The sequence below is a fragment of the Streptomyces sp. NPDC048277 genome (assembly GCF_040652235.1).
In the GTDB taxonomy this organism is placed as follows: domain Bacteria; phylum Actinomycetota; class Actinomycetes; order Streptomycetales; family Streptomycetaceae; genus Streptomyces.
This window is the reverse complement of record NZ_JBEZLQ010000004.1, coordinates 149753-174133: the sequence shown is the minus strand read 5'-3', so window position 1 is coordinate 174133 and position 24381 is coordinate 149753. Positions and strand designations below refer to the sequence as shown.

Below are 24381 nucleotides of genomic sequence, written 5' to 3'. Positions count from 1 at the left end.
ACGGCGGCACTGCTCAGGTCACGTAGAAGATCCCGGCGTCCGCGTCCGCGGGCGTGTACTCGGCGAGCCGCGCCCGCAGACCGTCCTCGCGCTGGGGCCGGTACAGGTCGTGGAAGGCGCCCGGTTCGGCGCCGTCGTCGGAGCCGCGGCGGATCTCTTCGGGGCAGCGGTCGGCCAACTGCCCGTACCAGGGGGTCCCGTAGCGCACCGACGCGAACAACGGCCGTACGGCGGTGCAGCGATGGCGTTGCGGTGTGCGCGAGCCGGCGGGCACGGCGGAGTACCGCAGACAGCCGATGCCGCGCCGGGCCACGTGCAGCTTCCCGGTGAAGACCGAGTTCTCGGCCAACGCCACGGCGTGCGTGCGGACTTCGCCGATGACGGTGGTGCGGTGGAGGTGGAGCACGGCGTGGGCGTGCCGGCAGTCCGGGGCGGACAGCGCCTCGCGGTCGTGGGCGGTGGCGTCGAGGATGCTGTCGCGGAGGTGGATGTCGATCGGGTCCTCGGTCACCTCGTCGCCGATGACCTCGATGGTGCCGAGGACACTGTGCTCGATCTGGAGGCAGGCGGTCGTGCGCTCCAGGACGATGCTGGGCTCCTCCGGCGAGTGCGGCTCGCACTCGGGCTCCAGGGACCAGCCGGGCACGAGGGTGGAGTGCCGGACGACGACCGCGCCCATCGGGCCGGTGACGTTGATGCCGCGGCCCGCGACCAGCAGCCCGTCCAGGACGATCCGCGGCCGTTCGTGCGGAGCGCAGTCCGGGTCCACGGCGCGGATGTTGAGGGCGTCGGGCCGGTTGCTGTACCAGTCGAGGAGACGGATCACCGGGCGGGCGCCCTCGGCCGCGCGCACTTCGAGGCGGTCGCCCGGGTCGAGGTCGAAGTCCAGCTGCTCCTGGTGGGCGCCGCTGTGCGTGATCTCGATGATGCCGGTCCGGCCGGGGCCGCGCTCGCCCTGCCAGGCCCGGTAGGCGTCCATGATCTGCCGGTACGGCTGCCCGGGCCCGACCCGGTAGAAGGTCGCGTCGGGCCGGTCCACGCGGTCGGGCCGCTCGTACTCGCCGCCGCCCATGTCGGCGCCGGACGCGTAGTGGTGGTCGACCCACACGCCCTGCCGGGGCGCCGACCGGGAGCCGAACGCGATCCGCCCGAGCTCCGGGTCGACGGCGATCTGGCCGCGCCCCGGCCGGTAGCGCCAGTCGGACAGGTCGGCGACCACGATGTCCGACGGCGGTACGGGCCGGTCCTCGCCGTCGCGCCGGATCACGAAGCTCTTGCCGGGGCCGTAGTAGTCGAGGAGCCGGTCGTGCAGCAGACGGCGGGTGATGAAGGCGGGGACGTTGTCGACGGTGGCGATGTGGGTGGGCGACGGCTCCGGTTCCGGCTTGGTGACCAGGGGGCTGTCGTTGCCGAGGATCGAGAAGGTGTAGAGGTTGCGGGCGCGGTCGATGCAGTACGCCGGGGAGGAGGTGAGGGAGTACGCCTTGAGCCGCCAGACGAAGAGGGCGACTCCGGCCGGGGTCCAACCGCCCTGCCGGTGCGCGGAGTCGGCGCGGCGGATGTCGACCGTGCGGGCCGTGGTGTCGAAGGGACCGCCCTGGAGGGCGAGCGCCGAGCCGTCCCGCAGGTCGGGGAGGCGGCCGCGGCCCGTGTCCCGGTACAGCTTCACCGACTGGTTCCGGGCGACCAGCCGGGACAGCTCCACGGCCCGTGCGGGCCAGTCGGCGACCTGCTCGGAGATCTCCTCCAGCAGGTGCAGGGTCCCCTTGCGGCGCCGGTTGGCGACCGTGGCGGCCACGTCCGCGCGCGGGGCGATCGCCTCGGCGAGGGCGTCCCGGCCGCCGTCGTGCAGTCCGGTGGTGAGCACCCGCTCGTAGCCGGGCAGGGTGCGGTAGCCGACCAGGTCGCCGAAGTACGGCAGTACCCAGGGCGCCGCTGTCTCGACGAACAGGTCCTCGTACTGCTGCTCGACGCCGTCGCGGACCCGGTCGAGCTGCTCGGCGATCACCGCGAGCAGTGCGCGCAGCGGCTCGCCCTCCTCGGCGTCCCGCAGGAGGTGCCAGCGGGGCAGCAGCGCGGCGAGGCCGTCGGGCTCCCGGGACGCCACCGGAGCCTCGGTGTCGAACTGGACATCCGGGGACATTACTTGACCTCCGTGAGGATGAGGGTGTCCGTCGCCTTCGCGGAGAGCAGGGCGAGTTGCGCGGGGCGGATGCCGCGGAAGACGAACACCGACCGGCCCCTGGCCAGGCGCCGGGTGTCGGTGATGTCGGGGTTGAGGCGCAGGAGCCGGGCGAGCGGGATGCCGTGGCGGTGGCAGACCGCGGAGAGGGTCTCGCCGTCCGGGTCCCTGACGGTGTGGATCTTCTCCTCGTACGACGCCGGGCGGGCCGGAACACTCGCGCGGGGTTCGCCCGGATCCGCGAGGAGCGCGGTGAGTTCGTCCGGGGTGACGGAGGCGGGGACGCCGGTGAAGACGTCGACGTCCACGTAGTCGACACCCGGCACGGTGTGGGCCGTGGCGAGGAGGTCGGAGAGCCGGGCAGGCCGGGCCAACTCCCGTCCCTCGTATCCGAGTCGGGCGTACAGCGCCTGGCGCAGCCGTGGTTCGACGTACTCCCAGGCGTGGTCGGGGGCGACCTTCACCCCGGCGGAGACCAGCAGCAGCACCGGTTCGCGGACGTCGACGCGGACGGGCAGGCTCGGGTCGCCGTACTCCGTCAGGGCCGCGCGCAGGGGCCGCAGGGTCTCCTCGCCGAGCGGGACGTCGTCGCTGCCGGCGACGGTCACGTGCAGCACGCGCCGCCGTCCGTCGAAGAGTTCGCGTGCGGCGGCCCGGCCGATGCCGGCGCGGGAGCGGGCGAAGTCCTCGTAGTCGGGCTCGGAGACCAGCCGGTCCAGGGCGGAGACGGCGAGCGGGATCGTACGGCGGGTCAGGCCGGGGCCGTCCGCGTCCGTGCCGCCGGTCGCCGGGCGCGGGTTGGTGACCGCGGTGACGCCGAGCGGGCGGGTGAGGGGCTGGGTGATCCGGCCGGCCGCGACGTTGGCCGCCTTGCCGGTGCCGAAGCGGTAGCGGGCGTGCACGTTCTCGTGGCCGGACGGCAGCCGGGCGCCGTGCACACCGTCCCCGAAGGTGACCGTCGTACGGCCGTCGGAGGCGGTGCCGGTGATGTACACCCGCTCGTCGGGGCCGCGGCCGGCGAGGCTGTCGACCTCGTGCCAGCGCACCCCGTCGACCCGGATCTCCAGGACCGGTGTGGCGCCGAGGGGGGTGTCGTCGGCGAGCCAGGTGAGCGGGGACTGCCAGAGCGCGAAGGTCTGGTTCGTGCGGTCCGAGTCGCCGCTGCCGATGGCCTCCTCGCGGCTCTCGCCGTGGGTGGCGTCGACGACGTTGCCGAGGATGCGGACGGTCGCCCGGCGGTAGCGGTGGGCGAGGCCGGTGGTGAGGGTGAGGCGGGTGTGGACGTGGTCGCCGGGCAGTCGCGGGTCGACGGCCGGGTCGGCGGCGGCGATGGTGACCACCTCGGTGGCCGTGACTCCGGTGGTGCCCGGGATGTCGGTGCGTTCGCCGCCGACGATCAGGGTGCGCCCCGGCCGCAACCCGTCGTACAGCCGGTCGAGTTCGATCTCGTTGCCGTGCACGTCCTCGCCGAGCGGTTCGTCGGCGAGGTCCAGCGCCTCGCCCGCCGCGTACACGGTGGTGTCCCGGATCTGCGAGAGCAGCACGTCGAACTCGTCCAGCCACGGGTCGGCGAGGGTGAGTTCGGTGCCGCGGCCGGTGATGCCGTAGTTGGTGTACACCGCCGTACGCACCGCCACGACCTGCGTGGTGACGAAGGCGAGCTTCGCGTCGCCGGGAATGCCGTCCTGGGCGCCCTTCGCGGGGCGCTGGATCGCGACCCAGCTGCCGACCGTGATGCCGGTGTGCACGGAGTCGAGCTGGAGCACGTTCCGGTTGACCGGCGCGGGCTTGCTGGCGACGACCACCTCGACGTTGGGCTCGTTGCCGGCGACGGTGTAGCGCAGGCTCACCTCGTACTCGCCGTGGGTGAACTGCTCGGTGGCGCCCGGCCGCAGCGAGATCTCCTGGGCGGTGCCGTTGTTGACCCCGATGTGGACCAGGCCGTCGTCGTCGGGCCGGGAGACGAAGAGCGTGCGCTCGGGCAGCCCGGCACGGAACCGGACCGTCACACCGGGCTCCTGGGAGTCGGCGGGACGCCGGGTGAGCCAGCGCAGGTCGTGGTCCAGGGCACCGCGGGTGGACAGCTCCACCTGCCCCGGACCGAGCGCGAAGTTGACCTGCTGGGTGACGGGCAGGGTCACCGCCCGCTGGTCGGAGCTGTTGCCCTCGACGTACTGGAACTCGGCGCGGACCGGGGTCTTGCCGGCGGTGTCGAGAACGACCCGCATCCCGGCGAGCACGGCCCCGGTGAGCGGCCAGTCGGCGGACCGGATGACCCTTCCCTTGTCGTCCTGGACCGGCTTGAGCGGAGCGGTGGCCCCGAAGGGCGCGGCGGTGACGCGCATGGCGAGGAGGGCGCGGAGGAGTTGGGGGGTGGTGCCGGTGGCGGTGGCTTTCCGCCAGGCGGGATAGAGGGAGCCGAGCCCGGGGTCGAGGGCGGCGAGGAGACGGGCGGGGTCGGTGGTGGGGCGTGCATCGCTTCTCCGGTCCGCGGTCTCGGAGCGCAGGGCGGGAAGCACAGCGGCCAGAGCCTTGAAGGCGGCGATCCGTGAGGTGCCCTCTCTTGGGGGCGCGGGGAACTGCGCGACCAGCCCCCGCGGCGCCGCAGCCGAAGCACTGCCGTCATCACTCTGCGCAGGCGCCAACTCCAGTGCCCGCTTGCCAAGTTCGTCCAAAACGGCCTGCAGTTGCTCGAACCACGCCGAGACCTCCTCCCACGGCTCGGCCAGCACCTGGGCCTCCCCCAGCCGGGCGACGGGCTCCACAAGGACAACCGCCAGACTCTCCGGCGTCCCGACCCCGTCCAGCGCCGCCCGCAACGGCGCCAGCACCTGATCCTCGAAGTCTTCGATCAGCCGGCTCACCGGCCGCGGGTTGGGCGCCTCCGGCGTCGGCGGCTCGTCCCCCGGCTCTCCGGGCGTCGCCGGCTCGGCGATCCACAGCCGCGCCTCGTCGACGAGTTCCTTGAGCGTGGCCGGCGCGGCCCCGGGCAGGGTGAGCGCCGTGATGTCGTCGTCCCGGTCGATCCGTACGCCGGCGACGGGCAGCAACTTGCGTTCCCCGCCCGCCTGTTCCCCGAACACGAACAGCAACTGATCACCGGTCTGGAGCGAGTTCGCCGTGCCCTCGACGAACAGCTCGGAGCGGCGCCCCAGGTCGTCCGGCGTGATGAGCGACGGCCGCCGCCTGCGGACCTTCAGCTCGTTCCAGTCCCAGCGGGCGGTGAGGTCCCGGCTGCTCTCGAAGGTCAGGGACTCCTCCGCGGCGGAGGCGGGCACGCTCTGGCTGCGGGCGCCCCGCGGAATCAGCACCGACAGCGTCTCCGCACGCGCGTCGCGTTCGAGGGTGTACGCCAGATGCGTGGCCGCGGCGACCCCGGGGCGCGGCCGATGGCCCACCAGCCTGCCGAGCAGGACCAGCGACCGGTGCTCGTTGGCCGTACGGATGTACGCCTCGTCGGCGATCCGCTCGGCGTGGAAGGTGAGCAGGTCGCCGAGGACGGCGGTGGCGTCGAGCAGACCGATCGCCGGGTCGTCCGGGGTGCGGACGGTGAGCCCGGCCAGGGCCGGGTACGCGGGTGAGGCGAGCCGGTCGAGGAGGGCGGCGAGGAAGGAGCCGTACGTGCCGACGCGGTAGTCGAGCGCGGTCCGGCCGGGCGGGTTGTGGACCGGCGCCGGCGCCACCCGCTCGTCGTGGCCGCCGCAGCCGCAGCCGCACTCATCGGTGGCGGTCATCGGGCCGCACCTCCCAGGGATAGCGCCAGCAGGCCGTTCTCCGGCCGGTCCGGGTCGTTGTCGCAGGTGGCGATCTCCAGCGGGCCGAGCCGCAGCACGCCGTCCTCCCTCTCTCCTCGGTCCTGCTCGAACAGCCGCCGCAGGGTGGTGACCCGGACGCTCTCCACGCCGGGCACGGCAGCGGCGACGGCGACCAGGCGGCTGAGCCGCACCGGCTCGCCGAAGGTCAGCGCGTCGGGGTGGAAGAAGCCGCCCCGGCCGCTGCCCAGGACGCGGTACAGCTCGGCGAGGATCTGGCCGTGCTGGTGGCCGGGCCGGGCGCAGACGGTCAGGGCGATGTCCAGCGGAACCAGGCGGGCGGGGCCGACCACGAGGTCGTGGCCGATGCGCCGGTACTGCTCCAGGGACTGCTCGACGCGCGCCAGCAGCTCCGCCGCCGGCTGCGCGCTGCCGTACGGGTCGATCGCGATGTGCGCCTCCTGGGCGCTGCCGGTCCAGCGGATCTCGGCGGCGGCGCGCTGCACGCCCGGGAGTTCGCTCGCGAGGGCCGCGTAGTCCTCGGCGGTGACGGCGCGCAGCCGGGTGCGGCGCAGGTCGAGGGGGGCCAACTGGCGTACCTGCTCGACGGGTTCTGGTTCGGTGCCGCCGGTGGCGGGCAGCGGGTTGCGGACGGCGGCGGCCGGTGGCCGCTCGCCGTCGCTCTGGACGACGAGGTGGTTGATGGCCTCGGCGCCGACGTTGCCCGCGATGCCGCCGCCGAGCCGGTAGCGCAGGGCGAGCCGGGCACCCGGGGTGGGCCGGGTGCCGTGCCGGCCGTCGCCGAAGCGCAGGGCGAGCCGGCCGTCGTCCTCCAGCTCGCCGACGACGTGCCGGTCGCGCGGGGCGCTGTGCAGCAGGTCGCGGCGGGGCTGCCAGACCTGGTCGCCGTCCTCGACGCGTACGGCGGGCAGCGCGGCCCGCGGGTCCTGGGCGAGCGCGGCGGTGGCGGAGCCGCGCAGCACCGGCTCGTCGGGGTGGAGTCCGGCCGCGTAGGCGGGGCCCCAACTGTGGTCGATCTCCCAGGCGATGTGCGGGTCGAGGACCGTGCCGGCCCGGGCACGGGAGGCGAGGACCGCCACCCGGCTCAGCTTTCCGTCGAGCAACTCGTCGCTCTTGTGGAGGAGTTCACGGAGGGCTCGTACCGGGTGCGCGCGCAGCTCGAACCGTTCCAGGACCTTCGGTCCGAAGACCACGGCGAGTTCGTCGATCTCGGCGTCGTCGAGCCCGTCCCGGTCGCGGGCGCTGCGCCACAGCTCGACGAGCCGCTGCCGTACCCGGCCCGGGATCCCGGCGATCCGCTCGGCCTGGTCGGCGGCCACCCCGGCCGCGTCGGGGAAGGGGACGGCCTGCACGACCGGCGCCCGGCCGAGGACGGGCCGGAAGCGGGGCAGGATGCCCGGGTAGACGGACTGTGCGAGCAGCGTGCGCAGGGCCGTGGCCTGGGCGTATGCAGTACCCGGCAGCACGCGTTCATGTCGCTGCCCGGCCCGCTCCAGACCGATTCCGGCGCGTACGGTGGCGGCCTCGCCGACGACCTGGAACAGCTCCCGGACGTCGTCGGGGGCGAGTGCCTGCCCGCTCTCGGCCTTGTCCGTGAGGGAGTTGATGAGCCGGGCGGGGGCGTTGCCCTCCTCCCGGTCCCGGCAGCCGAAGGCGGGCGGGTCGCAGGGGGCGACGACGGCCGGTACGGGCGGCACGGTGGCCGTGTCCCGGAATCCGGACCGTCCGTGGTCGACCAGGACGACGTTGCCGCGGGCCAGGGTCACGTCCTCGACGGGGAGGCAGTCGCGGCCGCCGCGGGTGGTGAGGCGGAGCGGGAAGCGCAGGGCGTCATCGGCGGCCCAGGTGACCTCCAGGACCGGCTGGTCCTCGATGCGGTCGACGGCCGGGGTGACGGAGGTGAGGCGGACCGCCTGCCGGTGGCTCGGGTCGGCGTCGCCGGGGGTGCCGGTGCGCGGCCCCTTCACCTCCTCGAGGACGAGCAGGTCACCCGGTCGCAGGGCCAGTCGGCGGTCCCGGCAGGTCTCCGGGTCCTGCCACCGGTCGCGCAGGGTGGCGGAGGTGGCGCCCCTGGGCAGGGCGCACACCTCGCCGCCCCAGGTCCACAGGCGGATCGCGTTGTGGGCGACGCGCAGCTCCAGCGGGTCGGCGCTGACGACCGGTTCGAAGACCTCCACCGAGCCGCGCTCGTCGAGGTCGCCGAGGTCGTTCTCGTCGATGACGGTGCCGGGTTCGGGGCGGTCGTGCGGGTCGAGGGTGCGCACGTCGACGGAGGCGAAGCGGAAGGTGCCGGGGGCGAGGGTGGTGTCACCGGCGGTCCGGACGGTGACGTACGCCCGGGCCGTGCAGCCGTCGTGCATCGCGTAGTCGATGAGCTTGACGTGCCGGCGTACCGACACCCGGCGGCGGGCGGTGTCCAGGTAGGCCTCGGTGGCCACCGCGTCCTGCTGGTAGCTGATCTGGTCGCCGGTGTACGCGAGCAGTTCGACGAGGGTGATGCCCAGGTCGGCGGGGTTGCGCTCGGCCCAGTCGGGGGTGGTGAGCGCGAGCCGGTCCAGGAGCAGCTTGCGGATGGTGTCGTAGTCGCGGGCGGTGTAGTCGACGACGGGGGCGGCCGGGAAGTCCGTGGTGTCCGCCCGGTCCTCCGTGCAGTCGAAGGGGGTGGGGCGGTCGGGCCGGAAGGAGAAGCCGGCGCTGTGGTAGCGCTGGTCGAAGCCCCGGAAGGGCTCCGTGCCCGGGCGGCCGTACGGGTCGGTCTCGACGAGCGAGAGCCGGTGGCGGGAGGTGTCGCCGGCGCGGTCGAGGGTGACGTAGAGCCGGTCGTCGAGCTCCGGGTCCTCCTCGCGTTCCACGCTGACGTCGACGGCGGTGATGCCGGTGACACGGCGGCCGCCGTCGATGCGGACGTTCTCGGGGCCGAGGCCGTGCGGGGCCTTGCCGAGGAAGGTGACCGTGAGCAGGAGTCCGTCGTCGCTCACTTCGACCGCGTCGACGCCGTTGAGCTGGGCGGCGCGTACCTTCGCCCGTCGGGTGGCGGTGGTCATACGGCCGCCCTCCCTTCGAAGACGTCCTCGCGGACGGCGCCGGTGGCGCGGACGACGTACGACAGATGCACGCGGACCACGGCGTCGGCGTTCTCGATGTCGAGTGCGACGACGTCGATGAGGTCGCCGAGCCAGCGCTGGAGCGAGGCCTGCACGGAGAGTTCGAGGGTGCTGACGAGCTCCGGGCTGTTCGGGGCGAAGACCAGGTCGAGGAGACCGCAGCCGAAGTCGGGGCGCATCACGCGTTCGCCGGGGCTGGTGAACAGCAGTTGCTCGACCAGGTCGTGCACGTGCTCGGCGTGGGGGGCGTGCGCGGTGCGGCCCCGGCGGTCGGCGCGGAAGGGGAACGCGATGTCGGTGCGCGGGCGTTGACGTGAGGCGCGGCTCATCGGACGGTGACCTTTCGCTGTGCGGCCTGGACCACGGGGGGTCCCTGCGGCACGAGGGCCGCGGACAGGCACAGGGCCGCTGAGGTGTCGAGCAGCACGGGTGCGCCGTCGACCGTGACGCCGCTGCCGTGGGCGGTCCAGCGGACCGTGACACACGGCGAGGGCACCCGGTCGACGGTGTGCGGGCAGCCGGCGACGACATAGGTGTGGGCGGCCGTGGCGACGGCGGCGCCCCCGAGCCGTACGCCGCCGGAGGATGTGGTGGCGGCGGTGACCCGGCCGCCGTGCGGGCAGCCGATCACGGCGCCGGCATCGAGCAGACTCCCGGACAAGTTCCTTCGTCCCCCGTCTTCTATCGCTTCGATCCCACGGTCAGCTGACCCTGGTTGATGGTCACCTGGTCGCCCCGCAGCAGGACTTCGGCGCCCGCGCCGGTGGCGATGACCACGGCTTCCCTGGTGATGCGGATGTACGCGCCGCCCTGGGCCTGGAGGAGGATCCCCTGCTCGGGGCCGGCGGTGTCGTTCATGACGATCTTGTGCGCGCCCGGTGTCTGCACGACGACGGGCTTGTCGGGCGAGTTCGCCTGCAACGCGCGGCGCGCGTCGGGCGGCAGTTCGTCGGCGGTGCCGTACCAACATCCCGTCCACACGGGGAAGCTGGGGTCACCCTGTTCGAACTCCACCCATACGCCGGAGCCGGGCGGCGGCACGACGAACTGTCCGGCCTCCTGCCCCGTGAACGGCAGGCAGGGCAGCGCCCAGGTGGACGGCTCGTCGCCGAGGACGTCCGGGACCTCGACGGTGACACGGCCGATGCGCAGCGGGTCGTCGTTGTCGACGACCCGGCCGCGGAACTTGCCGAGGTAGCGATTGCTGGCTGCTGCCGCCATGCTGAACTGCTCCTGAGTGATGAGGTGTGACGACTTCTTAGGGCCGGACGTAGTCGCTGCGGGCTTCCAGGCCCTCCCGGGAGAGGGTGAAGTTCTGCTGGAACGAGCCCGGGCGCAGGATGTGCGTCACGGACTTGACGTAGTAGTCGCCGTCGTAGGCCCGTCCCGAGCCGCGCACGCCGACGAGCTGGCGGGGCTGCAGGAGGTAGCCGTGCCGGTTGACGTCGAGGGAGCCGGAGCCGGAGACGACGTCGGCGGAGACGGCGGCGCGGGCGAGGAGTTCGGCCTCCGCCTGCTCGCGCTGCTGCTTGGCGGTGCCGGCGAGGGTCCTGCGCCTGAGCGCGGGGGTGGGCCGCCGGCCGAGGGGCGGGCGCAGCGGGCTGATCGGCGGCTGGGGCAGGAGGGTGGCCTGCCGGGTCCCCGGGTCCTGCCAGCGGGCCTGCGGCTCCTCCCTGGCCGTTCCGTCGTAGGCGAAGGTCAGTTGGTCGACGGTCGTGTTGGCGTCCATGTTGACGTTCAGGGCGTGCTGGCGGAGTCCGAGACGGACCTCGGGGCCCCAGCGGGCGGAGGACCGGCCGGGGTCGGGGCCGGGCTCCAGGTAGAAGGTGTAGCCGTTGGCCTTGGCCAGGTCGGTGACGTACTGGAGGTCGGTGCCGGTCTGGTAGGGGACGCGCAGGTCCTGGTGGGGCGGCTGGGTGATCTTCTCGGCGTAGACGTCGGGCCGGATGCCGTAGTCGGAGTAGCGGCGCAGGATGGCGAGGACGCGCTCGGAGGGCGGGAGGTTGGGGTAGCGGGCGGTGCGCTCCTCCAGGTCCATGAGCAGGGTCAGGTCCTCGCCGGTGACGGTGAGGGTGGAGTGGCCGGGCTGGTTGCTGGCGCCGACCTCCTGGCGTACGACCAGCCCGTCGAAGAGGACGTCGGTGGTGCCGCGCACGCTGACGGTGACGACGAGCCGCGTCTTCGGGTCGAAGAACCCGTCGGGCAGCAGCCGTTGGTTGATGACGCCGTTCTTGGTGAGGTCGAAGGCCAGCTGGAAGCCGCTGCGCTCGCCGGCGGTCGCCGTGATCTGGGCGGACAGCAGCGCCTCGGTCACCTCGGCCGGCACCGGCCGGGCGAGCTTCGGTCCCATGAGGAGGGTGATGTGGACGGGGCCCTGCCCCACGGGCTGTTCAGACACGCCGGGTCCCTCCGGACTCCGGAATCTCCACGACCCGCCCGGGTTCGCCGGTCAGTTCCCGTGGATCGAGGACGGGGTTGGCGTCGGCGATGCGCCACCACTGGCCGGGGTCGCCGAAGTGGCGCTGGGCGAGCAGGTCGGGCCGCTCGCCGGCGCCGACGACGTGGTCCTGGGTGTCCTGTGCGTCGAACGGGGGCAGCAACCGCCGCTTGGCATACCGGACTTCGGTGCCGTCCGGGAGCCGGTACACCCCGATCCCGGCATCGTGGTAGCGGCTGGTCCGCGGATACGGATGGGCACCGGGTATCGCGCCCAGGGCACTCTCGTACGACTCGATGTCAGCCATGGTCCGCTGCTCAGCCCCTTCCGCTCAGTACGTCCGTGCCCGGCAGCCCGAGGGCCCCGAGACTCCCGCCCCGCGCGGCGGCGGCGAGCCGCTCCTTCTGCGCGAGGTGGGCCATGTAGAGGTCGGCGCCGCGGTGCCCGGCGGGCAGGTCGCTGACGGTGAGGATCTTCATGCCGATGCTCAGCGAGGCGCGGATGGGGTTGAGGTTCACGTCGAAAGCGGACTCGTTGACGCTGAGTTCGGTGAGCCGCACGGGCATGACCCGCTTGCTCCCCCAGGTGAACAGCGTCAACGGCATCTCGATCGGGCTGATCTCGATGGTCCCGTTCTGCGCGAGCCTGCCGGCGGCCCGCAGTTGGGCGGTGGTCGGCTGCACGAGCATCTCGAGGGTGGCGAGCTGGGGATGGATCCCGTCGGGCGCGGCGATCTCCAGCTGATCGGTGGCGTCGATCTCGGCGGTGAACTTCCAGGACTCCTGGGCCGGCCCCTTGAGCCGAAGCGCCTCGTTCCGGTCCCCGCTCCCGGTCCCCCCGCTCGCACTGTCGGTACTGTCCCCGGCGGACTGCGGGGCAATGCTGCGCTCCAGGGTGTCCGGGTTGAACTGGAGCACGATGATGCGCTGGGGGGTACCGCTGTCGGAGTCGACCACGACGATGCCGGAGCGGATGGGTTTGGGGATGTCTGCGTATCTGGTCATCGGGTCTAGATCCTCAAATCTCCTCGCAGGTGATCCAGTACGACGGACCACCAACCATCATTCCGGTCGAATGCGAACTGATCCTGCTCACGCAGCCGCGAGGAGAGTTCCCGAATCGCTTTCAGACGTTCGACCGGCTTGGCGTCGACAAGCTTCTGCGCGCATTCCGAATAGAGTCGCAAAAAGGTGACAAAACTTTCGAGCGAGGCGTTGACGACTTCACTTCCGGGGGACGTCGCGGAAAAGCTGAAGAGACCGACGATGTCATCGTGGACATCGAGAAAGAACCGCGTTCCCGCGTCACCCGGAGGGCCTCCGATGATGAGAATCTTGGCAGGTTCACCGCCGAGCATGAATTCATACGAGGAGAACAGGATCGGCTCCCCCTCCACCTGGGTCGTGAAGAGCAGGGGGACGTCTACGGGAAGGCCCACACCCGCGAGGAACTGAGCACTGGCGGGCGAGAGGCCGATCTCTTGGAGCTCAGCCATCGGCCACCTGGCGACATTCTCCGAGCCGAAGAGTTCGACAAGTTCACCGTAAGAGGTCATTCGTCCCACCATTTCACCGAAATTGTCACCACAGTACCCTCGGAAGCACCCGTGGTATTAACGCTGATCGCCGGTCCCATTTGGGTGTTCGTCTTCGCGTCGAGAAGGTAGAGGTTCTTATACGAGTCCAGCCCGCTGAACTTCAGGTCTATCTCGTGGTCGGGGTGCATCTGATTGATCTTGGCATTGATTCTAGCCTGCAGGTCTGGACGGCCTGCCACCAATTCGAGCGCGCGCCTGCGTACCGCTTGCTTGAACGCCTGGGTGATGTTGGTGATGCGGGGTGTCGCCAGCATTTCCGGTATCTTTTCGGGCGGGAGCGGGTTCGGGAAGGTCTTGCCGTCCCCGACCTTGATGAGAATCAGACCCCCGCTCTGTTCCGCACGCTTCAGCATGAGGGCCTTCCGCGCATAGCCCAGCCTGTCGAACTTCCGGTCCCACTTGGTGCTGGCCGTTTTACTCGTACCGTTCGAGGTGAGCCTGCTCTTCTGCTCCTGGTAACCGCCGAACTCCAGCATGTTCTGGATGTTGTTGGCGATCTGCGTGTCGTTCGTGGCGGTAGGGCTACCGCCCTGCTCGACGGCCGAAGCGCTCTGTTTGACCTCTTGTTCCGCTCTCCGGATGATCCGGAGGGCCCAGTTGTTGCGATTCCTCTGCTCGTCGGCGGCCAGCGCGGAGATCCGCTTCTTCATCTTCTGGACGAAGTCGAGGATGCTGCCCTGGTCCATGAACAGGAACCAGTCGTCCAGTTGGGTGATCCCCAGCGCCTCCTCGAGCTCCTTCCGGTTGCCCACCTTGTCCAGATGAGCGTCGAGTTCGATACGGGCCTTTTCCTCGTCGGTGACACTCTCTTCGGGGTTGAGCTTGGCGACGATGGTGAACGGCCGTACGTCCTGTGCGCTGAGGCCGGTCAGCCGGTGCCAGAGGCGCAGGCCGGCGAGGGCCGTGTTCATGACGAGTGGCCTGGTGCCTCGGCTGAGCAGGCGCCGGATCTGTGGACGGATCCGGGCCACGATCTTGGCGAGCCGCTCCTCCTTCGACTCCTTCGAGTCCTCTTTCTTCTTGCGCCGGTCCTTGTCCTGCTTGGACTTGGGCCGGCCGGGGCCTTCCTTGTCGGGCTTGTTCCTGGGGCGGCGAGGATCGCGCTCGTCCGGCTTCGGCTTGCGTGGCTCGCCGTCGCCGTCGTGCTTGGGCCTCTTCGGGTCGTCGTCCTTGCCGTTCCTGGGCTTCTTCGGGTCGTCCTCGTCGCGCCCCGGCCTCTTGGGGTTTTCGTCCTTGCCGTTCTTCGGGCGCTTCGGGTCCTCGCCCTTGTCGCCGGGGCGCCTCGATGGGGTCTCGTCGCCCTTTGGTTTGGCCGGAGTGTCCTCCTTGGGCCTGTTCGGCTCGCTCTCCTTGGGCCTGCCGGGTTCCTCGCCCTTCGGCCTGTTCGCGCCCGGGGCCTCCTCGGTGTCCTTCGGACGCCGGGGTGCCTCGTCCTTCGGCTTCGCCGGGGTCTTGTCGCCGGGGCTCTTCCGCTCGGGCTCCGCTTCGGACTTCGGCTTCGGCTTTGGCTCGGCCTCCGGCTCGGGGCGGGGCCGCGGCGTCGGCTTGGGCTTCGCCGTCGGGGTGGGTCGGGTGTCCGGCTCGGCGGAGTGCCTGTCGGCGGGCTTGCCGGCGGGACGGTCCTTCGGGCGAGTGGTGGATTCCGGTTCCGTCGGCTTCGGGCGGGTCGGGGCGGTGTCCGTCTCGCCGGCCGTGGGCTTCCGGGTGGGCGCCTCCGTGTTCTTGGGCGCGCCCTCGTCCTCCGCTCCCCCGGTCGGGCGCCTGCCCCCGCCCTCGCCCTCCCGGCCGCCGCGGAAGAGTTTGGCCGCGATGCCCTTCAGGCGGCGGCCCACCTTGGCGACGTACTTGCCGATCGCGTTGAGGAGGTACTGGTAGGCGAGTTCGAGGAGGGCGACGACGCCGGCCGCCACCGCCTTCGCGAACAGGAGGCCCGCGCCGCCCTGGCGGACCGCCAGCAGCCAGGAGATGACCGCGCCCATGGCCTGGAGGATCGCGCCCAGCGCGCCGATGGCCGTGCGGATCGCGTCGATGACGGCCATCACCCAGCCCGCGCCGGGAATCAGCTTCGCGACGACCTTGGTGATGACGATCTCGCCGATGATGAAGGGGAGTTGGGGGACGACCGCGTCCCAGGTCTCCTTCACGATCCGTTCCAGGGAGAAGCCGCCCTTGATCAGCTTGTCGATGATCGCCCTGGGGATGCCGAGGATCTCCTGGATCTTCTCCTGGAACCACTGCTTGACCGCGGACTGCACCTCGCGGAAGAGGTAGTGCTGTGCACCGTCCACCGCCGAGTTCTTCGCGCCGCTCAGCCAGCCGCCCGGGTCGTCCAGGAAGTCGACCGCGATCATCATGAACTGGCCCAGCGCGCCCAGGAGTTTGGAGGCGTAGTCGAGGATCGTCCTGACCGCGTCGATGACCGACTTGATGACGTCCATGAGCATCTTCTTGAGGATGTTCAGGATGTCGCCGAGCATCTTGGCGAGCTGGTCGAGCAGGTCGGTGACGAGTTGTTTCAGCTGTGCCGCGAGGCGGGTCACGAAGGCGATCGCCTGTGCGATCAGGTCGGTGATGAACTTCCTGATGCGCGCCGCGAGTTCGATGATCTCCCGGACCATGTCGACGGCGAACTGGATCAGGTCGTCGATCAGGCTCTTGATCGTGTCGACGATGAACGTGCGCGCCTCGTTGATCCAGCGCTCGACCGTGTCCTTGAAGTTCTTGATGAAGCCGACGACCGCGTCACGAGCGTCCTTGATGATCTGGACGATCGCGTTCTTGATCTCGATGACCTTCTGCTTGATCCAGTCGAAGGCCTTGGTGAGCCAGTTGCCCGAGTCCTGGGCCGCGCCGTCCGCCTTGGTCTTCGCGTCGGTCTCGGCCTGGTCGCCCTTGTCCTTGATCTGTTTGTCGCTGTCGGTCTTCTGCTGGGTGACGTCGTCGTCGGTCTTCTTCTCGCGGTCCTGGACGTCCTTGCGGACCTTGTCCGCGCGGTCGCTCTTCCTGTCGCCGAGCTTCTTGAGCGACTGGTCCTGGTCCTTGCGCCAGTCCTCCCGCTGCGCGGTGACCTCGTCCAGGGCCTTGGTGCGCTGCCCCGCCTGGTCCTTGGTGTTCCCGGCGATCTCGGTGTCGACCTGCTGACGGTTCCTGGTCTGCGCGTCGCGGGTGTCCCTGTCCTTGGTCTGGCGGCCGGCGGACATGCCCTTCTGGCCCTGGCTGAACGCCGCCTGGAACTCCGGGCCCTTGTCGTGCTCGGCCACGGCCGAGGCCGCGTCCACGGGTACGGCGCCGGTCGCGGCGGCGGGGGCGGCACCCGCGTTCTGGCCGCCGTCCGCGCCGGGCACCTTGCCCTTCAGCTCCTCCTGGGGAGCATCCGGATAGACCTGGTCCTCGCCCATGCCACGGCCGGAGTCGTCCCGTGCCGTGCCGACCGTGTCCTGGCCCTTGGTGTCGACGGCGGCGCCCTGCTCGTCGGACGTCTGCTGGGCCGCGCCCTGCATCTGCACGCCGGGCGCGTTGCCCGCCTGGGCCTGCTTCAGGGCCTCGTCCTTGGTGGGCAGCCCGGCGAACTTGGCGGCCAGCTCCTGCTTGTCGACCTTGAAACCGAGTTCCGAGGCTAGCCAGCCCAGGCCGAAGCCCAGCGCCATCTTGAACGTCTGCCAGCCGCTCGGCTCCTCCGCCTTCTCCGCGTCGATCTGCCCCTCGGGCTCCTTCGCGCCCGTGACCTGAGCGTTCTCCTGCTGCGGCGCCTGTGACTTCTGTGCCGGGTCCTGCGAGTACTGGGCCGGCGCGTCCGTCTTCGGCTTGCCTTCGAGGGTCTGCGGGGCGCCCGCCGGGCGCTGCATGGACGGGGGCGCGGCGGCGAGTTGTTTGTGTTCGTCGCCCACGCTGCGGTCGACCGAGCCGCTCACCCCGCCCATCGCCGCCAGGGCCTTGTCGGGCTTGAGGGTCGCGGCCGTGCTCAGGCCCGCCTCGGGCGAGACCTGGGAGAGGTTCGGCGCGGGGGCCGAGTCCTTCTTCCCCTTCCCCTTGCCGACGGGCTTGCTGCCGACGCCGGTGGCGGTGACGGGCGGGGGGCTGGAGGCGGCTGCCGTCGCGGGGGCACTTTCCGGCTGCGGGGCGGCACCCACCGCGTCCTCGGCGGCCGTAGCGGTGGCGGTAGTGGTGGCCGTGGACGCGGTCGGCTTCGGTGCGGGGGCCGCGGACCGGGGGGTGGTCTTCTGTGCAGGTGCGGGCGCGGTCTGCGCGGGCGTGGCGCGGTCCGGCTCTGCTGCCGCCGCACTCTGCGCGCCGCTGGTCGCGGTGCCCGGCCGGTCGGCGTTGGAGCCCCCGGTGAGCTGTGAGTCCCGGGCTGCCGGGGGCGCCGTGGTGTCGGCCGTACGATCGTCTCCGCCGACCGGGGTCGATCCGGATCCGGTCTGCTGCTGCTCCTTCTGGCTTCCGGGGGTCTGCGGCGCGGCCGTACCGCCCACCGCCTGCGGTGAGCCCTTCTCCTGAGGGGCCCCGCCCCGCTCCCCCGCCGCCGGGGTGCCCTTCTCCTCCTTGGCCGCGGCTTCCTGAGCGGTGCCGGTCCCGTCCGGCCCGGTCGCCCGCTGCACCGTGGTCTGCGCGGTGACGGGGCCGGCCTTCGGATCGTCGGCGCTCTTCGGATCCTGGGAGACGGCGCCGGTGTCCGGCAGCCCGGTGGCCTTCTCCCCCGGTTCCAGCCCGGTGAGCAGGGTGTCACCGGGCCCGCCCACGGCCTCGGGCGCGGGCGGTGACAAGGGCTCCGGCTCGGCGGCCGGGGTCTGCGGGGTGCCGTCCTCGACGTCCGCCTCCGCCGCCGCGTCCTCGGCGTCCTCCGCGTCGCGTTCCGCCTGCACCTGGTCGGCCTTGGTCGGCGGTGGCGCCGGGAAGGACGGAAGGGCCGCGTCCGCTCCCTGGTCCGCCGTGGGCACCCCGGACACATCGGGGTCCTGCGCCGGCAGGAAGTCCTCCGGCTGGAGCTCGACGTCCCAGGCGCTGGGTTCGGCGCCGCCGACCTCCACCTCCGAGGTGCTGTCGGAGAGGGCGCCCTCGTCGCCGGCCGTCTCCTCGGGTCCGTCGAGGTCCTGGCTCCGTACACCGTCCAGGCGGCTCGACGGCGTGGGCAGCGGGATGTCTGTGCCGGACCCGGGCGAGCCCGTCGGCCGGTCCGTGGCCGGCTTGTCCGCCGCCGGGATCTGCCGACCGGCGGCGAACTGGTCGGCGGCACCGGGCCGGTTGCGTGCGGCCGACTCCTCCGCGCCGGCGACGGGCACACCCTGCTCGTCGCCGGTCTCCGGTCCGGCCTGCTGCTGAACCTGCTCGTCCTGCCGGCTCTGCTCGGCCTGTTGGTCCTGGTCGCCGCTGTCGGTCTCCTGGTCCTGTGTCTGCTGCGCGGCGGGACCGGCAGCGGCATCGACATCGGCACCAGCCACCTGCGGCTGCGGCTGCGGCGACTGCTGCTGCCCGGCCGTGGCCGACGGTGTCTCGTCCCGCACCCCCGCCGCCGGCGCCCCGCCCCCACGCGCCGCGCCGTCCGAGGAACCCGAGGAACCCGCCCGCTCCCGCCGCTCCCGAGCCTCCGTCTGCGCCCGTTCCCGCCGGGTGCGCTCCTCGGACCCGGCCAGTTGCTGCTCACGGGTACCGCCGTTCAGCGGCGTGCTGCCGGGCGCCCCCTCCCGCTCGGCCCGCTCCTTCTCCGGGCCGGACGCGGTGACCGGCCGTTCCTGGTCGGCGTGGTCCTCCCGGTCCCGGCGCTGTGCACTGTCCCGCTCGGTGCGCAGTTCCTCGGCCGTGTCGGGCTCGATCTCGGGAGCGTCGTGGGCGTCGCGCTCCACGCGGTCGTCGGGGAAGTCGCCGTACGCCTCGATCTCGTCGACGAGGTCGAGGACGCGGTCGTGCTCCGGGCCGAGCAGCCTGCTCTCCAGGCGGGCCAGGACGCCGTCGAGCAACTCGGCGGGCAGTCCGGCCAGTTGCCGGCGGGTGCGCTGGGAGAGGTCCTCGGGGTCGCCGCGCAGCGAGCGGACGAGCGAGTTGGCGAGCCGGTCGACGAGGGTCGCCGGGTCGATCGCCTCCGCGCGCTGCCGGTCGGCGTCGACGGTGGCGTAGCGCAGCCAGCCGGGGGTGGCCCGGCCCTCCTGGACCGGCTCGGCGGCCTCGTCCCGGACCGCCGCCTGAGCCGCCGCCTCCGCCTCCCGTTCGATCGCCTGCTGCGGCAGGCTCACCGCGCCCGGTTCGCGCCCGGCCCGCAGTGCGCCCAGGCCGTGCGGGTTCTGGACCGTGTGCTGGAGTTCGTGGGTGAGGAGGCGCCGGCCCTCGTCGGTGCCGGGGCGGAAGGCGCCCTCGCGGAAGAAGACGTCCTGGCCGACGGCCACCGCGTCCGCGCCGAGCAGTTCGGTCAGCTGCCCGGCGTCCCGGCCGGTGTGCAGCCGTACCCGGCCGAGATCGTGGCCGAACTGTTCCTCCAACTCGCGGCGCAGGCCCGGGTCGAGAGGCTGTCCGGCGCCGCTGACGATGTTCTTCGGCTCGGGCGTACGGGACTTGGCGGCCTGTTCCCTGCGCTTGCGGCGGCGCTGTTCGGCCGACTGCTCCGCACGCGCGTCCTGGGTCCGGGAACCGCTCATCGGCTCACCTCCCCGTGGCCGCTGAGCCCTTCGTGGACGGCCCGCGCCAGTTCCTGGCCGAGGCGCCGGGCGGACAGGCCCGGGGGCAGGGGCGGCAGCCCGGACAGCGCGTCGACGGCGAGGGGCCCGTCCGCCGCGAGCGGCACGCCGTGCAGCCGTACCAGCCGGGTCAGTTCGGTCTCGAACGCGGCGGAGACACGCTCCGGATCGGCCCGGAAGCCGTCCAGGACCAGCTCGCCGATCTCCACGCGGATCGCCGAGGGTTCCCTGTCTCGTGAGCTCACACCCATCCGCGGACCTCCGTCGGCGTCAGGGAACGCTCCAGCTTCAGGTACTCGGTGCGGGCGGCGGCGAGCATGTGCCGCATCTGCAGCCGGCCGCCCTCCTCGGCGGCGAGGAACGCGCCGGACAGTGCGATGTTGCGGATCGAGCCGCCGGCGACGGTGAGCTGGGCGAGCAGCGCCGGGTCGATGTCCTTCGCCGGGGCCTGCGGCGGCAGCACCCGGCGCCAGATCTCGGCCCGCTCCGGCTCGCCGGGGAAGGGGAAGTCGACGACGAACCGGATGCGCCGCAGGAACGCCGTGTCGAGGGCGCTCTTCATGTTGGTGGTGAGGACGGCCAGGCCCCGGTAGGCCTCCATCCGCATCAGCAGATAGCTGACTTCCAGGTTGGCGTAGCGGTCGTGGCTGTCCTTGACCTCGCTGCGCTTGCCGAACAGCGCGTCGGCCTCGTCGAACAGCAGCAGCGCGCCCCCGCGTTCGGCGGCGTCGAAGACCCGGCGGAGGTTCTTCTCGGTCTCACCGATGTACTTGCTGACGACCTGCGAGAGGTCGATGACGAAGAGGTCGAGGCCGAGTTCCTTCGCCATGACCTCGGCGGCCAGGGTCTTGCCGGTGCCGGAGCCGCCCGCGAACATGGCCGTCACACCGAGGCCGCGGCGCAGGGTGTTCGCGAATCCCCACTCCTGGTGGACGGTCGCCCGCTGCCGCACATGCGCGACGATCTCGCGCAGCACCCCGGTCTGCCGTTCGTGCAGCACCAGGTCGTCCCAGCCGGCCTGCGGAGCGATGCGCCGGCCCAGTTCGTCCATGCCGATGCGGGCCTCGTCGAGCCCGGCCCGCCAGGCGAGTTCGGCGACGTCGAGTTCGTCCTCGTGCGGGAGCCGGTGCCGTACCGTGGCCGCCGCGGACCGTACGACGTGCGGCGGCAACTGGAACTGGGCCACGAGGGAACGGAGTTCGCCCTCGGCCAGATCGAGCTCCCGGAACTCTCCCGCCCACAGGCCGAGTTGCTCCTCGTCGTCCAGGCGCGGTACGGCGACCCGGGCCCCGTACAACCGCTCCGACCGCAGCGGGTCCTCGCTCGACACCACCACCGGTACGGCGGCCCCGGCCAGGAACGACCCGGTCGCCGCCCGCTGGTCCCGGTCCAGTTCGCCGGCCTCGACGAGGAGCGCGGCGGGCAGCAGGATCGCCTCGCGCTGCCACAGCCGGGCGAGCCGGTCCCGTTCGGCGGGGTCGGCCGGGACGTCCTCCGCGCTCATCGCGTACAGCCCGAGCCCGGAGCGGGCGGCCGCGGCGGCGGCGATGTCGGCCCGGCTGCGCAGATCGCCCCCGGTCAGCTCGACCAACGGCGTCTGGGCCCCGCTCGTCCAGCCCTCGGCGAGCCGGGTCGCCGCCAGGTCGTACGACGGTGTCAGCGCGTCCGGCACCGGGGTGCGGCGCAGCTGGCCGTGCAGCCGGGCGTCCAGATAGGGCGAGCCCAGCAGGAAGTGCAGGATGCGCTCGTCGAGCCGCAGCCGCGAGGTGGTGAGCCGGGACTCGTCGTCGAGCTCGGTGATCCGCCAGCGGCGCAGCGGTGCGACCGGGGTGAGCGCGCTCCAGTGCGGGTCGGCGAGCGCGGCGAGGGCGAGCGAGAAGGTGGGGTACGCCCGCTCCGGGTCACCGGCCGCCGCGGCGCACCGGGCGGCAGTCGTGGGCTCCAACTCGTGGGCGGCGGTGAGGAGTACGAGGTCGCGTTCGAAGGGGGTGAGGCTGAAGCAGGCGACCAGGGCGTCGAGGGGGGCGACGGCCGGGGCGGCCGGCGGAGCGAGGGCCGAACCGGAGACGTTCGGCACGGCGCCCGCGTCCGTGGACGCGCCGTCGACGGTGGTGGACCGCGTCCCGCCCCGGGCCGCCCCGGCGGCACGCGCCCCGTGCGCGTCGACACGGGCCAGGACGCGCCGGATCTCCGCGGTCAGCGTCGTGCCTCCCACGCCGGCGGCCGTCCTCTCGTACGTCCCCATGTCCTCACCTGCCCCCGTCGTCTCCATGCCGTCTCAGTTCTCGGTGCCGTCGTCGGTGCCGGGCCGACGCTGGGCGTTCTTCCGGGGCTCCGACCGCGCCGACCTGCCGGTCCGGGGCGGGGACTTGCGGGCCCGGGCGGGAGTCTTCGAAGCGGCCTCGGCAGGAGCCGACTCGGCGGTCTCCGACTCGGCCGACTTCGCGGCGGCCTTGGCGGGAGCCGACTCGGCCGACTTCGCCGTGGCCTTGGCGGGAGCCTTCGCGGCGGTTTTCGCCACCGCCTTCGCAGGCGTTCTCGGCGCCGCCCCCGGAGGGACCGGTGCGCCGAACGGGAGTACCCGCACCTCGGGCCGCTCCACCGGCTTGCCCGGGACCGGGGTCTGGCGGCCGTCGATGAGGACGAGGGTGGCCTGGTAGACGACCGACAGGGTGTAGGGCGTCTGGTAGAGCATCCCCCACAGCTTGGAGGTCTCGTCGATGTCCATCACCGTGGGCGTGAAGCGGACCCGCTGCACGGCCTCGGCCAGGTCGCTGCCGGCCAGGTAGGGCCGTTCACCGGCCTGTTCGATGACGTCCTTCGGCAGCACCGGTATCTCGTGCAGGGTGCGCACCACGGAGCCGATCAGCCGCTGCCCGACCAGTTCCTTCTCGTCGCCGTACGCGCTGATCAGGAACTGCAGGTCGAGCGCGGCGGCGGGCCGCTTGACGAGGGTGCCGTCGGACGCGCGGGTCGGCAGGTCGTTGTTGCGCTGGGAGGTGTTCGGGGTGACCTGGTAGAGGAACACCGAGATGGTGGGCTGCTCCAGCTGCGGATCGGCGGGCGGCTTGCGCGGCTCGACCTTGACGGCCTCGCCGAACTCCGGGCCCACGTTGTTCTCGAGCAGCAGCGCGAGGGCCTGGGTGACATGGGCGATGGCGAGTGCGTTGCTCATGACGTCAGTTCCTCCGCGTCAGGTACTCGGTGAGGCTGAGGGTCGCCGCGGCCCGCTCCGTGGCGGGCGGGCGGCGCCGGCCGTCCCCGGCGGCCGTCGGCGTCGAGGTCACTTCGAGCCGCCCGATCTGCACCTGGACCACCTGTTCGGCGGCCCGCCCCGGTCGCCGGGCGGCGGCCTGGCGTACCGCGTCCCGGGCGGCCGCCGTGTCGGCGGCGCTGGGTCGCAGCGCCGCCGGCACGGCGTCGGGAGCGGTGTCCCTGCCCGGGGGGATGGGCATGGACGCCGAGGTCCGTGACGGCTCCGGCCGGGTACGCCCCGCCGTCCGCCGCCCGGCCTCGGGCACCGGGCTCGGCTCGGGCGTGACGGGCACGGCGGGCCGCAGCAGCGGCGCCTCGGGCCGTCGTACCACCGGCGCGGCGGATGCGGGCGCCTGCCGCGTGTGTACGACGGTCCGCTCCCGTTCCGTGTGCGTCGTCCGCGTCTCCGCCACCGCCGGACGCGGCACGGCCGTCGCCGGTACGGCCGCCGGTGTGCTCGCGGGCCACGACGGCGCGTCCTCCTCCGGCGCCGGGGGCGCGGCCCGTACCGCCTCGACCCGCTCGAAGGGGCCGGGCAGCCGGGGCCGTACCCGCGGCGCGGCCGGTCGCGCGGCGGCGTGCCGGGCGATCAGCCGGTCCAGGAAGTCCGGCGGGGCCGGTGTGTCAGACATCCGCGCACAGCTCCAGGTAGTAGCGGCGCCGCAGCGGGCTGAGCGCCAGGATCTCCGGCTCGCTCCACCCGTAGGCGGTGGCGAGCAGATGGACGTCGAGCAGCACGTCCCGTGCCCAGGAGTCCAGTTCGGTCCAGAGGTAGGAGGCGATGTCCAGCTCGGCCCGGGTGGCCGCGCCGCACTCGGGGCAGGCGACGTCGATCACCAGGTCGGCGCCGGGGTCGGCGGCCTCGACGGCCTCGGCGATCCGGCGCTGCACCGCGGCGGGCAGCGCCGGACCGGCCACGGCCGTGCCGTCGTGCACCGCCGCGACCAGGCACCGGGCGAGCAGGGCCGCCCGTGGGTCGGCCGACCGGGACGCGGCGTGCAGGTCGGCGACGGACGGCAGCCTGAACTCGACGTCCCAGCCGCCCTCCTGGATCCGCACCACCGGCTCGCCGCGCCCGCCGAGCGAGCCCGCGAGCTCCCCGGCGTCCAGGTCGAACTCCATGTCCTGGCCGCAGGCGGCGCATTCGAGGCGTACCTCCATCCGCTCGCCAAACAGCGTCCGGCGCAGCGCGACCAGGTCCGCCTCACGGTCGCCCACCGGCAGGGCGGGCAGCCGTGCCGGGTCGGCGTCGGGCCGTGCCGCGCGGTGCAGCAGCAGCGCCCGGCCGGCCGGTGCCTCGCCGAGGCCCGCCTCCCAGGTGGCCAGCAGGTCCGCCTCCCCCGAGGCCCGCTCCCCCAGCACCCGTCA

The 24381-nt window shown here is 72.6% G+C and carries 16 protein-coding genes; all 16 read right to left on the bottom strand.

What is annotated here, in order from left to right; genetic code table 11:
• Positions 1-13: 13 nt before the first annotated feature.
• Genes AB0D85_RS11060 through AB0D85_RS10985 form a run of 16 tightly spaced genes read right to left on the bottom strand, consistent with a single transcriptional unit; the run spans position 14 to position 24375 of the window.
• Positions 14-2143, bottom strand: a complete 2130-nt coding sequence (locus tag AB0D85_RS11060) for a hypothetical protein (protein ID WP_362317039.1) — start codon at positions 2141-2143, stop codon at positions 14-16.
• Entirely contained in the window at positions 2143-5916 is a 3774-nt protein-coding gene (locus AB0D85_RS11055) for a putative baseplate assembly protein (RefSeq protein WP_362317036.1), read from the bottom strand. The genes AB0D85_RS11060 and AB0D85_RS11055 overlap by 1 nt, the downstream gene beginning before the upstream one ends.
• Positions 5913-8999 carry a putative baseplate assembly protein gene (locus tag AB0D85_RS11050; protein ID WP_362317033.1) on the bottom strand — a complete coding sequence of 1029 codons (3087 nt, stop codon included), beginning with the start codon at positions 8997-8999 and terminating at the stop codon, positions 5913-5915. The genes AB0D85_RS11055 and AB0D85_RS11050 overlap by 4 nt, the downstream gene beginning before the upstream one ends.
• Positions 8996-9388: a GPW/gp25 family protein gene (locus AB0D85_RS11045; protein ID WP_362317031.1), complete on the bottom strand. Its 393-nt coding sequence runs from the start codon at positions 9386-9388 to the stop codon at positions 8996-8998. The genes AB0D85_RS11050 and AB0D85_RS11045 overlap by 4 nt, the downstream gene beginning before the upstream one ends.
• On the bottom strand, positions 9385-9720 hold the full coding sequence (locus AB0D85_RS11040; protein WP_362317028.1) for a hypothetical protein: 336 nt from the start codon (positions 9718-9720) through the stop codon (positions 9385-9387). The genes AB0D85_RS11045 and AB0D85_RS11040 overlap by 4 nt, the downstream gene beginning before the upstream one ends.
• Before the next feature lie 20 nt (positions 9721-9740).
• The gene (locus AB0D85_RS11035) at positions 9741-10280 is read right to left on the bottom strand and encodes a phage baseplate assembly protein V (RefSeq protein ID WP_362317026.1); all 540 of its coding nucleotides are present in this window, start codon (positions 10278-10280) and stop codon (positions 9741-9743) included.
• A 37-nt stretch (positions 10281-10317) separates the two neighbouring features.
• Complete coding sequence (locus AB0D85_RS11030) at positions 10318-11457, bottom strand: hypothetical protein (RefSeq protein ID WP_362317023.1); 1140 nt, start codon at positions 11455-11457, stop codon at positions 10318-10320.
• Positions 11450-11803: a hypothetical protein gene (locus tag AB0D85_RS11025; RefSeq protein ID WP_362317021.1), complete on the bottom strand. Its 354-nt coding sequence runs from the start codon at positions 11801-11803 to the stop codon at positions 11450-11452. The genes AB0D85_RS11030 and AB0D85_RS11025 overlap by 8 nt, the downstream gene beginning before the upstream one ends.
• Before the next feature lie 10 nt (positions 11804-11813).
• Positions 11814-12500, bottom strand: coding sequence for a hypothetical protein (locus AB0D85_RS11020; protein WP_362317018.1), 687 nt, complete (start codon positions 12498-12500; stop codon positions 11814-11816).
• A 5-nt stretch (positions 12501-12505) separates the two neighbouring features.
• A complete protein-coding gene (locus AB0D85_RS11015) occupies positions 12506-13051 on the bottom strand; it encodes an SUKH-4 family immunity protein (protein ID WP_362317015.1) in 546 nt (181 codons plus the stop codon).
• Positions 13048-19719, bottom strand: a complete 6672-nt coding sequence (locus AB0D85_RS11010) for a DUF4157 domain-containing protein (protein ID WP_362317012.1) — start codon at positions 19717-19719, stop codon at positions 13048-13050. The genes AB0D85_RS11015 and AB0D85_RS11010 overlap by 4 nt, the downstream gene beginning before the upstream one ends.
• Complete coding sequence (locus AB0D85_RS11005) at positions 19716-20009, bottom strand: hypothetical protein (RefSeq protein ID WP_362317009.1); 294 nt, start codon at positions 20007-20009, stop codon at positions 19716-19718. The genes AB0D85_RS11010 and AB0D85_RS11005 overlap by 4 nt, the downstream gene beginning before the upstream one ends.
• Entirely contained in the window at positions 20000-22003 is a 2004-nt protein-coding gene (locus tag AB0D85_RS11000) for an ATP-binding protein (RefSeq protein WP_362317006.1), read from the bottom strand. Before AB0D85_RS11000 ends, AB0D85_RS11005 begins: the two co-directional genes overlap by 10 nt.
• 33 nt (positions 22004-22036) lie before the next feature.
• Positions 22037-22933 carry a DUF4255 domain-containing protein gene (locus AB0D85_RS10995; RefSeq protein ID WP_362317003.1) on the bottom strand — a complete coding sequence of 299 codons (897 nt, stop codon included), beginning with the start codon at positions 22931-22933 and terminating at the stop codon, positions 22037-22039.
• 4 nt (positions 22934-22937) lie between these two features.
• Entirely contained in the window at positions 22938-23645 is a 708-nt protein-coding gene (locus AB0D85_RS10990; RefSeq protein WP_362317000.1) for a hypothetical protein, read from the bottom strand.
• On the bottom strand, positions 23638-24375 hold the full coding sequence (locus tag AB0D85_RS10985; RefSeq protein ID WP_362316997.1) for a hypothetical protein: 738 nt from the start codon (positions 24373-24375) through the stop codon (positions 23638-23640). Before AB0D85_RS10985 ends, AB0D85_RS10990 begins: the two co-directional genes overlap by 8 nt.
• Positions 24376-24381 lie beyond the last annotated feature (6 nt).

Excerpts from the sequence above, each read along its gene's own strand:
- AB0D85_RS11035 (WP_362317026.1), bottom strand. The coding sequence starts at position 10,280 with ATGGCGGCAGCAGCCAGCAATCGCTACCTCGGCAAGTTCCGCGGCCGG.
- AB0D85_RS10990 (WP_362317000.1), bottom strand. The coding sequence starts at position 23,645 with ATGTCTGACACACCGGCCCCGCCGGACTTCCTGGACCGGCTGATCGCC.
- AB0D85_RS11025 (WP_362317021.1), bottom strand. The coding sequence starts at position 11,803 with ATGGCTGACATCGAGTCGTACGAGAGTGCCCTGGGCGCGATACCCGGT.
- AB0D85_RS11060 (WP_362317039.1), bottom strand. The coding sequence starts at position 2,143 with ATGTCCCCGGATGTCCAGTTCGACACCGAGGCTCCGGTGGCGTCCCGG.
- AB0D85_RS11000 (WP_362317006.1), bottom strand. The coding sequence starts at position 22,003 with ATGGGGACGTACGAGAGGACGGCCGCCGGCGTGGGAGGCACGACGCTG.
- AB0D85_RS11055 (WP_362317036.1), bottom strand. The coding sequence starts at position 5,916 with ATGACCGCCACCGATGAGTGCGGCTGCGGCTGCGGCGGCCACGACGAG.
- AB0D85_RS11050 (WP_362317033.1), bottom strand. The coding sequence starts at position 8,999 with ATGACCACCGCCACCCGACGGGCGAAGGTACGCGCCGCCCAGCTCAAC.
- AB0D85_RS10995 (WP_362317003.1), bottom strand. The coding sequence starts at position 22,933 with ATGAGCAACGCACTCGCCATCGCCCATGTCACCCAGGCCCTCGCGCTG.
- AB0D85_RS11010 (WP_362317012.1), bottom strand. The coding sequence starts at position 19,719 with ATGAGCGGTTCCCGGACCCAGGACGCGCGTGCGGAGCAGTCGGCCGAA.
- AB0D85_RS11015 (WP_362317015.1), bottom strand. The coding sequence starts at position 13,051 with ATGACCTCTTACGGTGAACTTGTCGAACTCTTCGGCTCGGAGAATGTC.
- AB0D85_RS11020 (WP_362317018.1), bottom strand. The coding sequence starts at position 12,500 with ATGACCAGATACGCAGACATCCCCAAACCCATCCGCTCCGGCATCGTC.
- AB0D85_RS11045 (WP_362317031.1), bottom strand. The coding sequence starts at position 9,388 with ATGAGCCGCGCCTCACGTCAACGCCCGCGCACCGACATCGCGTTCCCC.
- AB0D85_RS11005 (WP_362317009.1), bottom strand. The coding sequence starts at position 20,009 with ATGGGTGTGAGCTCACGAGACAGGGAACCCTCGGCGATCCGCGTGGAG.